Raw genomic sequence first — 14753 nt, 5'->3', positions numbered from 1 at the left:
GGTACGGACGCGTGAGATGCCTGTACAGAGGGTATCGGAAGGGTTACACCACTGTTACAAATTCACACTACTGTCACAGAAGTTCCATATACGAACGGTTAGTAGAAGATTCATGAACAAGAATACCGTGTTTATGACCGTTTTTTTGATTTTAATGGTGTCATTGTCGGGTTGTTTAGGCTCGGGCCGAGGTAATGGTGAGAATGACCAGAATGACGAGAATAATGATGGTGATAAAGGGGACATGGGGCCGCCAGAAGAAGTTAACGCTGAAGACTACAATGTCCTTTACATCGGCCATAGTTTTGGACGTATTTTTGCACAAACACTGCAGGATTATGCACACACTGCTGGATTTACGAACCACTCGCAATTCATTGAATTCAGTGGAGGTACTTCTGGAGCTCCTGATGCATTGTGGGCGGATGATGGTCACCGTGAGAACATCAAGGATTACCTGGATACAGGAGAGATTGATGTGTTGATTATGATCTGTTGCAGTCTCGAATTCATAGGACAGGAACCGGGAATCAGTAACTTCACCGACGAAGCCATCCACAATTTCACCTCCTACGCGGTGGAGCAGAACCCCGATATCCGAATTGGGCTGTCTATGCCGTGGAAGGATTTCCCTGGAGACTACGAGAATGCAAGCGAGTACGCAACGAACTCAACACTCGACATCTTGCCGTATTGGGTAAACCTCTCACAGGACCTCAGTGTAGACTTCCCAAACAACGAGATATTTACCTTCCATCACGGAGCAGTGGCTTACGAGTTGCGTGAGATGTTTGAAGCAGGAGAACTTGAAGGCGACATAGAGCAGTTGCAAGGGCCTAAGCAGACTTCTGTGTTTACCGATGCAAAGGGGCACGCTGGCCAAATCATGATCGATACTGGCACACTCATATGGCTTCATGCAGTTCATGGTGTCGAACCGTTGGATATGCCGGAATTTACTCAATGGAACACAGACATTCGAGTCATCGCAGACTCTGTTCTCAATGATCAAAATCAAGAGTAGCGACATATCATTTCCAAGAAATCGCAAGGGTTCTGTCAAACCCCTCTAGACATTATGGAGGAGTACAATGGGTGTTCAGTCCCTCAGTACACTCGCTACCCTCGCTATACCCGTTAGTACAGTGGGTGTACAAAGGGACATTGTTATCATCACCCGCCCCATAGGGCGTATATGTCAAATGCTTCTGCACATGAGGACTCTTATCGAGAAAAGCCAACCATAAGAATAGACAATTATGGGGGATATAGACGTTGGTCATTCGGGATAACAAATGGTAAGAAATCATGCAGATTGGCACATTCATGGGATTTGCTTGATGAATTTGTTCGAACTAATGGTTCATCTCCACAACATAACCATCCGTTTCCACTAACAAATTCATATGGAGAACTAGTAGGATATTGTATAATTCTTCCAGGATACACCAATCGAGGTAATGGCCGATATTACGATACCCCTCTATTCACTCTGAGAGGAGATGAAATTACTGACACTGACCCTAGTCCAAAGGCAGATTTCCAATTCGCTATGACGAAAGCCCAAGCGTTAATACATTGCCAAAAAGAGGTGGACAGAATAATTCGGAAACACTATTCTCCGTGATTAATCAAGTGTAACTTAATTGCACAAACTAATCGATTCGGATAAGTTGCAAGGGGTTATCCGAAACCCCTTTGCATTTTATTTTCCGATACAAAGGGGATTCAGTGGGTCGATACAGACGCTAGCGAGTGTACTGGGGGACTGAACACCCATTGTACTTCTCCATAATGTCTGGAGGGGTTTGTAAGAACCCTTGAGATTTCGTAGAAATGATATGTCGCTTATCTGTATCAACCCACAAGAGACGGTGTGAATTTTTCTAGAAAAGTCCGATTCAGTCATCAAGGATGATGTTCTCATTGTTCAAAGCATGATGCCAAAGTCCACCAAGTCGCACCAAATTGTAGGCCGAACGTTCGACTCGACTGACGATGTTGACCACTTCCAAGCGTCCAACTTTGCCGCCCATTGTATCGGATTTCAAGCTGGATAAGGCTTCAACTGCCTTTCCATGCTCTTCTCTGACCATGGCCCATGTTGATTTCACGTTCTCGATTGGCAATTCTTCGCCTTTTGTGAGGCAGCCGCTCATGGTATCGAGCAATTCATTGAGGTGCTTGTGCATCTCAAGAACAGAATTCACAATGACCTCGGGCAACTCCTCTGCGTTTTCATCAAGAGAACGATCTGAGCGAGCGATGTCCCGAGCGTGTCGGATCACACGTTCAACGGTATCCACACTTCGCAAGTAGGTGGCAACAATTCTCAAATCTTTCATCAAGGGCTGATTGAGTGCGAGAATCAGCAGCAAATCATTGGTCAAATCCCAATTCACTTCACGCGCATGTTGACGGATTTGCTTGACCTCTTTGTACACCTGCGAATCGAGTTTTGTGAATGCCTTTATCGCCTCACTGTAGGCCATTTTTGCTTCATCAAAATAATCAGATAAGTCCGTACGGACTTTGTCAATTCGTTCATCTAGTCCAGTTCGTATAGGCATGTCATTCACTCATCCAAATCTTCCAGTAATGTATCGCTTTGTTAACTCTAATTCTGGATCTGAAAATATCTTGTCAGTTTCTCCGAATTCGACAAGTCTTCCAATGTACATAAACCCTGTATAATCGCTGACCCTTGCAGCTTGCGACATTGAATGGGTCACAATCACAACGGTGAAATCTTTCTTGAGTTCCAAGATGAGTTCCTCGATGGCTGCAGTAGCAATTGGGTCCAAAGCGCTGCATGGCTCATCCATCAATATGATATCAGGTTCGACGGCAATGGTTCGAGCAATGCACAATCGCTGTTGCTGGCCGCCTGAAAGTGAGGTTCCCAAGTCATGCATTCGATCTGAAACTTCATCCCAAATAGCCGCTCGCTTCAAACTCTTTTCAATGATAGCATCGAGCTCTTCTCGCGTTGGTTTTGTGTGGAGTTTGACTCCATAGCCAACGTTATCGTAAATTGATTTAGGAAACGGATTTGGTCTTTGGAACACCATGCCGATTCTCTTTCGAATCTCAACAAGGTCAGCATCCTTTGCGGTGATTTCGGTGTCACCCATTGTAATTTTACCATCGTAATGACAAATTGGAATCAAATCATTCATCCGATTCATCATTCGTAGAAGCGTACTTTTTCCGCATCCCGAAGGACCGATTAAGGACGTTACGCTGTTCTTGGCAATCGGGAGTGAAACGCCGTACAATGCTTGCTTATCGCCATACCATAGATCGAGATCTTCGATCATCAAATCGACCTCTCCAGCCACATCTAATTGTCTCGTAGAATCGGGAACTACTTCTCCACCTATCGTCTCGCTCATGATTTCAACCTCTTTCTAAAATGCTGTCTTAACACAATTGCAATGCTGTTCATTGCTACCAACAGACAGATCAACGCAATACTCGCTGCTGCTGCCATCGAATGCCATGCATGGTCTGGTTCTGCCGTCCAGAAATAGATCTGAATCGGAATGACAGTGAAATTGACGTTGCCTCCATTGAGGGCTGCTAAAGGCTCAGGATCAAACAAAATCATGGCAGTTGCACCAATGACAACCAGTGGAGCTGCCTCCCCCATGATTCGGCTCATCGCTAGGATTGTTCCCGTCATAATCCCAGGCATTGCAGATGGGAGCACGTGGTCTTTGGTGACCTGCCATCTCGTGCATCCGATGCCATAGGCAGATTCTCTCAAAGTACGAGGAACGCTGCGCAATGCTTCCTGGCCTGCCAATACGATGATCGGCATTGCCATCACACCCATTGTCAATCCAGCTGCGAGAACAGAGGGGCCTAAGCCCCAGCCAAAACCGTCTTGCTTGACGAAAATCGCAAGTCCAAACATACCGAACACAATTGAGGGGACGCCTGCCAGATTCGTAACCAAGGCTTGAATGAGTTTTGTTGTGCGGTTCGGCTTGGCATATTCCTCAAGGTAAATTGCTGCGCCAACAGAGACAGGAATGGATACGAGCATTGCAATTAGCATCACCCATATTGTTCCATAAAACGCAGCTCGAATTCCAGATGCGTATGGAATAAAAATATCTTGATACCGCTCGGTTAAGAACGGAATGTCGATGAGAAGAGGGATGAATAATGTCGATGTAAACAACAACATTCTCGACCACATCAACACACCATCTCTCGCCGAAATCGAATGCTTTAATCGCGATGTTTCGCTTAATTCCCGACCTAAACTTTCCAATCGTTCAATTCCTTCAGCAATTTTGTAGAGAATAATCCCCGATACAATCCAACAAATGCTGGCCAATGCTGCAGCTACAAACATTCCATCGCTAATGACAAAGGTTGTTCCAGCCAATATGTACGATGCCAATTTGATCAAAGTCCGACGACCTTGCAGTTTCTTAATAATGTTCAAGGCGGCTACATTGGGCCACGTGAGAACAACGACAAGAATCAACAGTGTAATCCAGGCCAGTAACTCCATCGGTTGAAACACCTGTTCGTTTTCATCATCCCATAACACATGAACATCGCCAGTGATAACGAATGTATTGACTGCGGGATACCCAGTTTCATCAGCGTTTGGAACCGGGCCTGAAATTTGTTCAACTGAAACTGGGACGCTGAGGCTCGAATATGCGTTGAAATTTGTCTTCCGCCCTACATCAATCTCAGTTTGGTCAACCCCCGTTGAATCAATGTAGATGTCTGTTTTGACTTGTCGGGTTTCGATGACATTGATTTCGACATCATGAGAATGAGAGCCGTTTTCATCGTCCCATTCAAAACGAAGGACGACAGGATCGGTGAATGGTTCGCCATTTTCGTCAACGGTTGGGAAGTCCCATTTGAACCTGTAATCGGATTCTGGTATCCATTCACTTGCGGGGGTGATTTCTCCTTGTTCTCCTTTAATGAACGTGGGTTCTGCAATTTGCCATACCAAGACGCCAAGAAAGAGTAAACCAATCAATCCAGTAATCGCCAAGCCCGTTGATCCTGCGCGTTCCGTAAGGTCCCTCAACTTACGATTTCGTTTCTGGAGTTTATCGATGTCTTTCATCAGTAAGCCTCCCTGTATGTTGACAGAACTTTGTTGCCGAGTAAATTCAAACACAAGGTGATGACAAAGAGATACAATCCTACAGCGAAGATGGTGAGGTATCCAATTTCTCCAAATGGAAGGTCGCCTCCGACACGTTGCGCAATGTACGCAGTCATCGTTTGAGCTGGCAAGAACATGTTAGAGGTGTAGACTGCAACCGTTCCTACTGCAAGCGTGACCGCCATTGTTTCGCCAACAGCCCTCGAAAGAGCAAGGATGATGCTTGCAACAATTCCGGATAACGATGCCTGAATCATGACTTTCATCGTCGTCTCAATTTTTGTTGCCCCTAATGCAAGGGATCCCTCGCGCAGTTCATTTGGTACCGCGCGCAAAGCGTCTTCCGACATTGAAGCAATCAGGGGGAGAATCATCACGCCGACCACAATGGCCCCATTGATTGGATTGAGAACATTTGGAGGCTCATCAATCCACCCGTTTGCAAATGCATACTCGCCAAACTCCACCACGAGTGGTCCGATATAGATGAATGCAAAAAATCCGTAAACGACGGAAGGAATTCCAGCGAGAATTTCGAGCGTTGGCTTCACGATCGCAACCAATCTAGGATGCGCATACTCAGAGAGGTAGATGGCGCACCCAACGCCCAAAGGAACCGCGATGATGAGCGCTCCAAATGCGACCTGCAGCGTCGTCAAAAGCAGACTGTTGACACCGAACGACATCGTGTCACAAAGGGAACGACGATCCTCACAAGCACCGGTCGGTGTCCATTGATTCTGTAAAAAGAATTCACCGAATGCTCCAGAATAATTCATCGTGATGGCGTCGAAGACCGTGATAAAGATAAACAGAGAGAGAACGTTTCTCCACGTGTTGGAAACCTCAATGTTGCCTCCAAAGATTCTCTTCATCTGAAGTTTACCAGTGGCCCTCCAGATCATTGTCAAAAAGAGGATTGAAAGGCCTAACAGGAAACTATCGTTAAAAAATAACTGCAAAACGACAAGTATGAAAACGGCCTTCACAATTCCGTGGTGAGGATTCCAAACTTCTTGAGGAATAATGGAAAGGCGATTTTTTTCCTTTTTGCTCTCATAATCGAGAATCAATGCCACAACAAGAAGCAAGCACGCAAATCCAGATGCAGAAAAAATGCCTCCAACATCCCACTCAAGGGAAAACCACCCTCTGTGTTTCGCAATGTCTGAAAAGAAGGTAATGGTTTCAAACAACAACGTCTGGATGATGCCGAGCGTGATGAGAATGACCGATAAACTCGTCAAAAACAAAATCGTTCCAGCCTTATCTTTGGAAATACGACTTAGAAAGGACATACAATCACCGATTAAACCCGTTCAAGTCGTTGATACATGAGCATGTTAAGGAGAATTTCTGCGAAATTAACGCTGTAAGCGCACAGTCTCCTCACCGATTCGGAAATTCTAAATTCACTCAGGAGCCGTTCAGCTGAACCACGCCCCGTCCATAACTCGCTTTCAGCTTCCTCTACATCGTTGCCAAGTTGAGCCAGTGCCAGTTTGGCCGAATGAATGAGTTCGACATCGCGTGTGTACATATTGTGAACGATTGTCTTGAGGTGGTTTGACCACAATGGTACGGCCGACAAAGGCATATCCTTGGTTTTGATTTTGACAACGGTTGAGTTTTCCCTGACCAAGTGCGCGAGGCGCGTTGCGTGATCGCCCATTCGCTCCAAGATTCGAGCAATGTTGGCGTGTTCCATGGCCGAGAACCGGTCGATGCCAAGTTTTCGCTCAACGGATGGTTGTTGTAAAGATGCAGCAACTTGACGTTCGAGCAAAAGGCGTCGAGCGTCGATCTGGCGCTCTCTGTCGTCGATGTCAGAAAGCAATTCTACGGATTCTCCCGAGAGAACATCAAAAGCATCATTGACGAGGCTTGAGATAAGGATGTACATTCGATTGATCGACACCTGGAGTCGCAATTCTGACGGGTTAAGAATCGACACAATACGAATCTCTTTCTCGTCATCGAGTTCAATTTCCATTCCTCGTGTGTCTCTCAAAAACGCTCGAACGTCGGCTCGAGTTTTCCTGGTTATTGGGGATGAGCATGTGAGTTTGATGACGTCTGCTCCTGCGATGTACCCGCCAATCATGAGATCGACTAAACCATCTCCGACTGCGCAACAATCAAGCTCAATTTCCCGTTTCGTTAAGTTATCTTGCAGTGGAGAAAGACGTAAATCCCCCGAAGCCAATTCTTCAATATTCACCAGGTCGCCTTTTCCAAGATTGTTAGCCTTAATCCATTCTTTTGGTAGAGAAACAATAACGGTGGATCCGCCTGTTATTTGCAATTTCCGGAAAGCCCCTCGTTGTTCCAATTGCCTCCCCCGAATTGTCGGAGGAGTAAAGAGATACAGAGAACACCTCTTTACTCTCTTTATCTCTATTTAGACATATATATTTAGCAATAGAATCTACTGTCAATTCCTATGGTCTAATCAGTTCAGCAAAAAACAACGGGGAACCGAATATGATGAACAAAAATGGAATGGCATGGACAATTGTCCTTACTTTAATGATGGCTAGTTTAGCAGGTTGTTTGGGTGGAGATGCCGAAGAAGAAACGGAACAAAAGACGATTAACATCGCAGGAAGCAGTACTGTATTCCCTGTCGCAAGCGCCTGGGGTCAAGCCTACAGCGATGCGAACTCGGATTACACAGTCACTGTGGCTGGCGGCGGATCTGGTGCTGGTGCATCCAAGGTGTGCAGCACAGACTCTGATTCAGTACACATAGGTGACATGAGCAGGGATTGGAAGACATCTGAAGCAGATGCTAGCGATGATGGATTCACATTCAACTGCCTTGACTCGGACATCACCGTCACACAACTCGTTGTCGCAATCGACGGTCTATCCGTCATTGTCAAGAAAGGTGGCGCTGCAGACCAGTGCATCACCGAAATGGGCGGATTGTCCATGGGCCAACTGCGTTGGATCTTCACTGATTGGACTGAGTCTGAACTCACTGATGACGGGCTCAACATGACTTCCATCACGCCAAACAACGATGATGACGGTGTGCGCGAATGGGGTGACCTCGACGCTTCATGTGCAGATTCCGAAGTCAAACTCTGGGGAGCAGACTCCGATTCCGGTACTTACGAGTACTTCGGTGAGCAAGTCTTCTGTAAGAACTGCTTTGCAGGAAAGGATGGATACGAAGCTGAAGGATTCGACAGTGCACGTGGCTACCAGAACTCCGCCGACGACAACCAGATCGTCAACGGAATCACCGGTGATGAGAACGCAATCGGATACTTCGGATATGCGTACTACGAAGAGAACGCCAACACATTGAGTGTTGCCGCTATTGCCAACAACGACACACACGGTGTCCAAGACGCTGGTGGAGCTGTAACGCCTGAAGCAAGCACTGTTGCTGATGGCAGCTACGCACCTCTGTCCCGATACATCTACATGAACGTCAACAACGATGAGTGGGACCTCGTGCGTGCATTCATTGCATACGGATACTCCGATGCTGGCATGGACCACGTCATGGACGTGGGCTATGTTGCACTCCCTGAAGCAATGATCGAAGAGATGATTGCTCGAATGGGCTGATGAGAAAATACCTGAAGCGAACTTAGGAAACATCGGGTGTAACGGGGCACGCAGTGCCATCGTTACCCCGGTGTGGAATAGGGAGGGTGTTCAATGCCTGCATTACAGGGCATGGTGCGCCTGGTTTAGGGGCATGCAGTGGATCACGTAAGACGCTACACCCTCTGTATACCCTTACGACAAGCGTTTCACGCGTCGGTACCCAGGGGACATACGTCTCACGCGTGGGTATCGCAAGGGTGATTTCTGCTTGCGGCTGTAAATCAAAACCATTCAAAATTGAATTTGATTTTCTGACCTACTACTATAGTAGTAGACTAAAATTACCGTTTTCACAAGTATTATACACTCAATAATCACGTCTTCCTTATACCTTTAAGCAGCCTTGAATCGACGATGCATACTATGGATATCTCATGGGCATTATCCTCATTAGCCGCTTCACTATGGAGGGGTCATGAAGAACTACCTCGCCGTTCTAATCTGCATGAGTTTCCTGCTTGGCTCACTCTCTGGCTGCATCGGTAATGATGAGTCCATGGAATCCTCAACCGATGAGTCAGATGATTCATCTCCAACTGATTCTGGGTCCGATACAGATAGTGGTTCCAACAATACGACTGGCACGACGGATACAACCAATTCGACCGATAGCCCGCCCGTAGAGGATGATTCACCCTACGATGTCATTTGTCCCGACGGAACCAATGAAACCATCCAGTGGGGCAATGTAACATGTGCAACTCCTGTTGCCTTCAAAGCCGCAGATGTGTCAAATGAAACTCTCAATCTTACACTTGAATGGTACAATATTGCTTCTGCTGAATGGGGCAATTTTGGTCCGGTTGAAATCTATGTCATCGGAAATGATGTAGATGCAGCCAAGGATTTGGAGAATGTGTTCTGTGAACGCCACAAAGCCTTGGATGAAAATTGGAATGAAGAATGGGACTGTGCCAATGAGAATTATGAAATATTCACTCGCTACACTGAAGACGGAGGTGCAGCCATTAGCACCTTCAAGCGGACGTATATCGAATACGATTTCATGATGATGATCATGTCTGCAAAGTATCCGGGTCCTGAAGAAGATGATTACAAACCGGTTACACTGCACGAATACTTCCACATTTACCAGCACTCTCACATCAACGATGAATGCACAGGTGACAGTCGAGATTCTTGCGAGCGAGATGCGAAGATGGGTGGGGAAGGCAAACCATGGTTTGCAGAAGGTGGCGCCGAATTCATGGCTCAATCTCTCTATTCAGAGCAGGATGGTGTTGGGGAGAATTATCTGCGAGAGGTCATGCAGCGCAAATTGGAGATGTCCCAAGATGGATACAACGCGCAAGACGTGCCTTTGGACCAACTTGGATACGATTCACAAGTTAATGTCTATGATGTCGGCTCCTGGTTTGTTGCCTATTTGATTCACCACGAGGGTGAAGATGCCTTCGTTAATGGTTTCTATGGCGATCTTGATGAGTTAGGATTTGACGCAGCGTTTGAGAAGAATTTCAACGCAACAAAGAGCGAATACTTAGCAGAGTTTGAGACCTTCTATTCCCAGCCAGCAGAAGATGTCATGGCGTTATTCCCAGAGGCTTCTAGCACTGCTGAGGACGAACAAACTGAGTAGAACGCCTGTTCCGTCATTTGAGTTCCGAGTGCATCACTGGACACATCGTGTCCAATGTCTCGCAAGGGTATGAACAGAAAACCCTCAAGTGCTGAATAAAGCTTCACACCGTCTCTCAAGGGCTAATACAGACAACCGACATATCATTTTCATGAAATCGCGAGGGTTTTCTCAGATTTCTCAATACCTTTTAGAAAATACAAAGGGAGTTCCTTCCCCCGGCACACTGCCTACCCATGTATACGCAGGGAAGTACAACGGCCCCGTTGTATATGTTTGACTACAAGTCCACGCCGCAGTTCATGCAGTGCTTGCCTTGTGAGGGCGTCAACACGCCGCAGGTATTGCAGGTATTGTAGGCATGAAGTTCGAGGACGGCCTTTTGCTTGATCATCACCCAGGCGACCCAGGCATAGGCCACGGTCAGCAGCACGAAAAGTCCAACGACGGCAAAGGTGCCCAGAGAGAGAAACTGAACACTTAGGGCAAAGGTGAGGAAAACCCCGGCAGTAAATGCATAGACTGGCCATTCCAAGCGCATATTCGGGGCTTCGACTGCATCTATTTGATTTGTATTCAGGAATGTGTCACCTTTGTGTATGTATCGGTAGCGAACAAACGGGCCCGCTGTATCATTATCGAGATACCAATCCCCACCTCCTAATTCAATAACGATGGGTCCTAGGGAGATTTATGAAGAAGGCGAAGGCATTACTCTTTTCACTTATCATGATTGCAACTTCACTTGCAGGATGCTTGGACGATTCCGAAGAACCAGTGGATAACTCAATCTCACTCCGAGATTGTGAAAGTGACGTTGGACCTAACATGAACCTGAGTGGTTTTAATCTCTCCGGATGTAATCTAAGTAATCTGGATTTATCAAATTCTGACCTAAGTCATGCTAATTTAACAGGTGCAAATATGCTCAATACAAATCTGAACCAGGCAGATCTGAGTTATGCTAAGTTGGCTGATGTACAATCTTGTTCAGACCAACTTCCTGGAAACTGGCGCTGTGAAACAATACATGATCATAGGTTTTGGGCAGACGAGATATACCACTTTGAAAAAGATTCCAGACAAGAATCCTATGACCGAATAATGGATGTTGATTACGATGAAAGGGAAGATGAGTTTTATCGAATCATAGAAGAGCATTATGAGGATATGCCAGAGTGGGCAAATTCCTCTTCTGAGTATAATGGACTTGACGATAGTGGAACGTTTATGGGGGCTATGCAACACATATACTTGGGTCCAAAATGCATAGTAGGGGGAGGTGTACCAATCTATCTCCAGCACCTCGACTTCTCTGGAATGGACTTGTCGGAGTGTCAATTTTCTAATGTTAATTTCAAGGGTTCCAATTTTTCAAACACTAATTTCGACTTAAGTGTGTTCTACAATTCGGATTTTATTGATTCTAAATTATCTGAAATCGCCTCTTTCCAAACTCTGAGTTTCATCGACTCAGTTTTTGAAAATGTAGAATTTACAAATATTGAGATGACACTTGCATCTCTTTCATTCAGTAGTTCACAGATAATCAATTCAAATTTCTCGAATATTACTGTAGGGGATTTCTCAATGTATTTGACTAATGTGTATAGTACAGACCTGAGTTATATCCATGCTGAATATGGTTACTTCCAAAGGGTGAATCTTTCTGTTGTCAACTTAATTGGTATGGAAATTACCCAATTAGTGTCGCGTCAACCATTATATCATTGTTCTACAGTTTTACTTGATAACGGGTCTGAATGCTTTGGAAACACAATTTTAGGTCCAGGTATATCGTCATATCGAGTAAACTTGAGCGGTTATGATTTATCTAACCTAAACCTGACTCGCGCAAGTGTTACATACGTTGTTTGCCCAGAACTTTTGCCTCTTAATTGGCAGTGTATTTCACCGCCAAATAACTCGACTTATGCAGACCCTAATGGCTACGATGGTGTACTTTTTGGACCTGATGCGGATTTGTTTGGTGCTAGCTTTAACGGATTTAATTTATCTGGAATCGATTTGTCAGTGTTTGAGTTGGGAAATAATGCAGGCATGGGATTAATTGAATGTCCATTTGCCTTACCTGACGAATATTATTGTATGAATAACAACATAGTAGGTCCGAGTTTAAATCTCTATGGCGCCAACTTAAGTGGCCTGAATATGTCTATGTTGAATTTAACTTGGACTAACGCCAACCATCTACCATATTGCCCTTCTTCACTGCCTAGTGATTATGTTTGCATTACAGAAAATCCAACCAATGATAATGACTCTCCAGATAACTCTTACATTATTTTAGGGCCAGGTATTAGCCTAAGGGGCTCCCCACACCAATTCTACTACAATTTTACAGATATGGACCTAAGTGGAATAAATTTATCAAATGCGGAATTACAATTTACTGATTTTACAAACACTAATTTTACTGATGCGAATCTTGAGGACACTAAGTGGTGGTATTGCATTTGCCCAGATGGAACACATTCAGAAGACAATGATGAAACTTGTGAAAACAATTTGTAATGTTAAAATGCATTGAGACAATGCCAACTGCGAACTTCCCCCCGCCATGGTAGTTGTATCGTATCATACCATTTGGCATCTTGAAGTCGGAAGAAGAACCCATACAACACCCCTCTGTTGGATGGGTATGCTGTGGGGCGCTGCTAGCGCTACCCCTTCCAAGGCTTAATGAAGGGGTGGGGCGGCGGGAAAAACATGCACGAAATCATTTATTTTGCATCCCCTGGTTTTGCTGAATCGTCTCGTTTTTGCCTCGAACTGTCTGGGGTTGAATGGAAGAATACCGTCGTTGACTGGGACGGTTATAAAGAAATTAAAAAGTCCGGAATTTTACCTTACGGTTATTTGCCGATCATAAAAACTCCAAACGGAGTCATCGCTGAATCCAATGCATTGCTGCGTTACACGGGCGCACTCGCAGGACTCGAACCAAAAGACATCCATGTGAGGGCAAAGGTGGATGAATTGATTGAGGTTATCAACGGCTGGAGAGAGTATTTTATCCCAACGTTTGGAATTGAAAATTTGGATGAAAAAATCGCTGCTCGCCAAGCGATGTTCGTAGAAGGTGGGAGCATGGACGTTGCCCTCAAACTCATCTCATCGGTTTATGCTGAATCAAAAACAGGTTGGCTCGCCAATACAGAATCCATGTCAATTGCCGACGTTAAGGCCTTTATTGACACCTTTATGTTGTTCTCCGGACAATTTGATGGTATTACGAAGGACCTTCTCGAAAACTACCCGCTTCTCATGCAATTCCATGATTGGATGGCGAACGACGAACGGGTAAAGGCGTACTATGCTGACGCTGATGAATTGCGCTGGGTGTTCAAGCCCGACGCTTTCAACATGCTGTGAACGGTACTGCTTCAAAGCGTCATGAGCCATGCAACGCCGCTGAACAAGGCGAGAATAAGCGACGGCAGATAGGCCGATGGGGCGCTTTCTGAATTGGCTAAAGCCAATATTTCTGAACCGCGGTGAACCATGACTTTGTGCCCTGGCTCTTCACCTTCTTTGGTCAGCATAACAAGCGATGGCGCAATGGTTTTATCGACCGGTTGCTGTTCAAGTTCTGCGTTCGTTTTTGGACGTGCATAGCAATGCGAGAAGAAGGGGTCACCAATACTCCAGCCGTTTGACTTCCACTCATGTGATGCCCTCAGGCTACGTACTTTTCCGCTCGGGCGGCTTCGAGTATTCCAGAGGCTTCGATCTTCATCACTCCATGACCCTGTGCTTGGGGCATTACCAACTGAAAGCAAATCGGATTCAACGGCAACTCCTCCGGTTCCATCGTGGAGCAATGCAAGGGCTCCGCCATTGTCGGATCGAATTTTCTTGTAAGCGCTTCGGTCTTTCCATTCACCGCTTACATTGCCCTCGTCGTCCTTTGTCTCAACGTATTCTTCCCACTTGAACAGATGCCCGTACTCCCAATACCAATCCAGTTGACCGTAAACGATTTTCTTTCGGTCTCCATCAACCGCAATCGGTGGAACCCATCCGTTGGCAAGACGGGGGCGGAGTTGTCCAAACACTTCGACACCGCCCATTGGAAGGCCCTGCATGGAAGATGTTGCGAGATCGCTGATACGCATCGTCTTCCTGCGGCGGAAAAATTGGACCAACAAAATCAGCAGAGCGATCGCAACACCGGCTCGTGCCGGGTCAACATCATCGTACTTTTCTACTGCGAGATAAACAAATATTCCAGCAGCAAAGCTTTGGATGAGTCTGAGCATCGAATACATGGTGAACGTTGCCGGAACGGGTGTGCCAAGTTTTCGGGGATGTTCAGCCAACATTCCACCATCGTCGGGACTGTGGGGGGAGGCCAGA

General features: G+C 45.9%; 12 protein-coding genes. 5 read left to right on the top strand and 7 right to left on the bottom strand.

What is annotated here, in order from left to right:
- Positions 1–112: 112 nt before the first annotated feature.
- Positions 113–1024 (top strand): hypothetical protein, encoded by a 912-nt coding sequence (locus tag AAA857_RS03810; protein WP_338173288.1) that lies wholly within the window; start codon positions 113–115, stop codon positions 1022–1024.
- An 877-nt stretch (positions 1025–1901) separates the two neighbouring features.
- On the opposite strand, the gene AAA857_RS03805 is transcribed toward AAA857_RS03810, so the two are convergent.
- The 5 genes from AAA857_RS03805 to AAA857_RS03785 are packed head-to-tail and all read right to left on the bottom strand — an operon-like array spanning position 1902 to position 7481.
- Entirely contained in the window at positions 1902–2570 is a 669-nt protein-coding gene (locus AAA857_RS03805) for a PhoU domain-containing protein (protein ID WP_338173286.1), read from the bottom strand.
- 9 nt (positions 2571–2579) lie between these two features.
- Entirely contained in the window at positions 2580–3395 is an 816-nt protein-coding gene (gene pstB, locus AAA857_RS03800; RefSeq protein WP_338173284.1) for a phosphate ABC transporter ATP-binding protein PstB, read from the bottom strand.
- Positions 3392–5107 (bottom strand): phosphate ABC transporter permease PstA, encoded by a 1716-nt coding sequence (pstA, locus tag AAA857_RS03795; RefSeq protein WP_338173282.1) that lies wholly within the window; start codon positions 5105–5107, stop codon positions 3392–3394. The genes pstB and pstA overlap by 4 nt, the downstream gene beginning before the upstream one ends.
- Positions 5107–6447: a phosphate ABC transporter permease subunit PstC gene (gene pstC, locus AAA857_RS03790; RefSeq protein ID WP_338173280.1), complete on the bottom strand. Its 1341-nt coding sequence runs from the start codon at positions 6445–6447 to the stop codon at positions 5107–5109. The genes pstA and pstC overlap by 1 nt, the downstream gene beginning before the upstream one ends.
- Positions 6448–6458: 11 nt before the next feature.
- Positions 6459–7481, bottom strand: coding sequence for a phosphate uptake regulator PhoU (locus AAA857_RS03785; protein WP_338173278.1), 1023 nt, complete (start codon positions 7479–7481; stop codon positions 6459–6461).
- Between the two features lie 170 nt (positions 7482–7651).
- On the opposite strand from AAA857_RS03785, the gene AAA857_RS03780 reads away from it, so the two are divergent.
- Together AAA857_RS03780 and AAA857_RS03775 are read left to right on the top strand one after the other, a co-directional pair.
- On the top strand, positions 7652–8731 hold the full coding sequence (locus AAA857_RS03780) for a substrate-binding domain-containing protein (protein WP_338173276.1): 1080 nt from the start codon (positions 7652–7654) through the stop codon (positions 8729–8731).
- A 457-nt stretch (positions 8732–9188) separates the two neighbouring features.
- Positions 9189–10373, top strand: a complete 1185-nt coding sequence (locus AAA857_RS03775; protein WP_338173274.1) for a hypothetical protein — start codon at positions 9189–9191, stop codon at positions 10371–10373.
- Between the two features lie 280 nt (positions 10374–10653).
- On the opposite strand, the gene AAA857_RS03770 is transcribed toward AAA857_RS03775, so the two are convergent.
- Entirely contained in the window at positions 10654–10914 is a 261-nt protein-coding gene (locus AAA857_RS03770; protein WP_338173272.1) for a hypothetical protein, read from the bottom strand.
- Between the two features lie 152 nt (positions 10915–11066).
- Here AAA857_RS03770 and AAA857_RS03765 point away from each other — a divergent pair, with 152 nt between their 5' ends.
- Both AAA857_RS03765 and AAA857_RS03760 read left to right on the top strand, forming a co-directional pair.
- Positions 11067–12908, top strand: coding sequence for a pentapeptide repeat-containing protein (locus AAA857_RS03765; RefSeq protein ID WP_338173269.1), 1842 nt, complete (start codon positions 11067–11069; stop codon positions 12906–12908).
- A 195-nt stretch (positions 12909–13103) separates the two neighbouring features.
- On the top strand, positions 13104–13769 hold the full coding sequence (locus AAA857_RS03760) for a glutathione S-transferase family protein (protein ID WP_338173267.1): 666 nt from the start codon (positions 13104–13106) through the stop codon (positions 13767–13769).
- Positions 13770–13780: 11 nt separating this feature from the next.
- Here AAA857_RS03760 and AAA857_RS03755 read toward each other — a convergent pair whose 3' ends face one another.
- On the bottom strand, positions 13781–14716 hold the full coding sequence (locus AAA857_RS03755) for a hypothetical protein (RefSeq protein WP_338173265.1): 936 nt from the start codon (positions 14714–14716) through the stop codon (positions 13781–13783).
- Positions 14717–14753: the final 37 nt, after the last annotated feature.

The organism is Candidatus Poseidonia alphae (assembly GCF_943787815.1).
Lineage (GTDB): Archaea > Thermoplasmatota > Poseidoniia > Poseidoniales > Poseidoniaceae > Poseidonia > Poseidonia alphae.
Note: the sequence above shows the minus strand (reverse complement) of the source record. Positions and strands in the feature narration are given on the sequence as shown.

Coding starts and splice junctions, on each gene's coding strand:
- AAA857_RS03810 (WP_338173288.1), top strand. CDS start 113: ATGAACAAGAATACCGTGTTTATGACCGTTTTTTTGATTTTAATGGTG.
- AAA857_RS03805 (WP_338173286.1), bottom strand. CDS start 2,570: ATGCCTATACGAACTGGACTAGATGAACGAATTGACAAAGTCCGTACG.
- pstB (WP_338173284.1), bottom strand. CDS start 3,395: ATGAGCGAGACGATAGGTGGAGAAGTAGTTCCCGATTCTACGAGACAA.
- pstA (WP_338173282.1), bottom strand. CDS start 5,107: ATGAAAGACATCGATAAACTCCAGAAACGAAATCGTAAGTTGAGGGAC.
- pstC (WP_338173280.1), bottom strand. CDS start 6,447: ATGTCCTTTCTAAGTCGTATTTCCAAAGATAAGGCTGGAACGATTTTG.
- AAA857_RS03780 (WP_338173276.1), top strand. CDS start 7,652: ATGGCATGGACAATTGTCCTTACTTTAATGATGGCTAGTTTAGCAGGT.
- AAA857_RS03775 (WP_338173274.1), top strand. CDS start 9,189: ATGAAGAACTACCTCGCCGTTCTAATCTGCATGAGTTTCCTGCTTGGC.
- AAA857_RS03770 (WP_338173272.1), bottom strand. CDS start 10,914: ATGCGCTTGGAATGGCCAGTCTATGCATTTACTGCCGGGGTTTTCCTC.
- AAA857_RS03765 (WP_338173269.1), top strand. CDS start 11,067: ATGAAGAAGGCGAAGGCATTACTCTTTTCACTTATCATGATTGCAACT.
- AAA857_RS03760 (WP_338173267.1), top strand. CDS start 13,104: ATGCACGAAATCATTTATTTTGCATCCCCTGGTTTTGCTGAATCGTCT.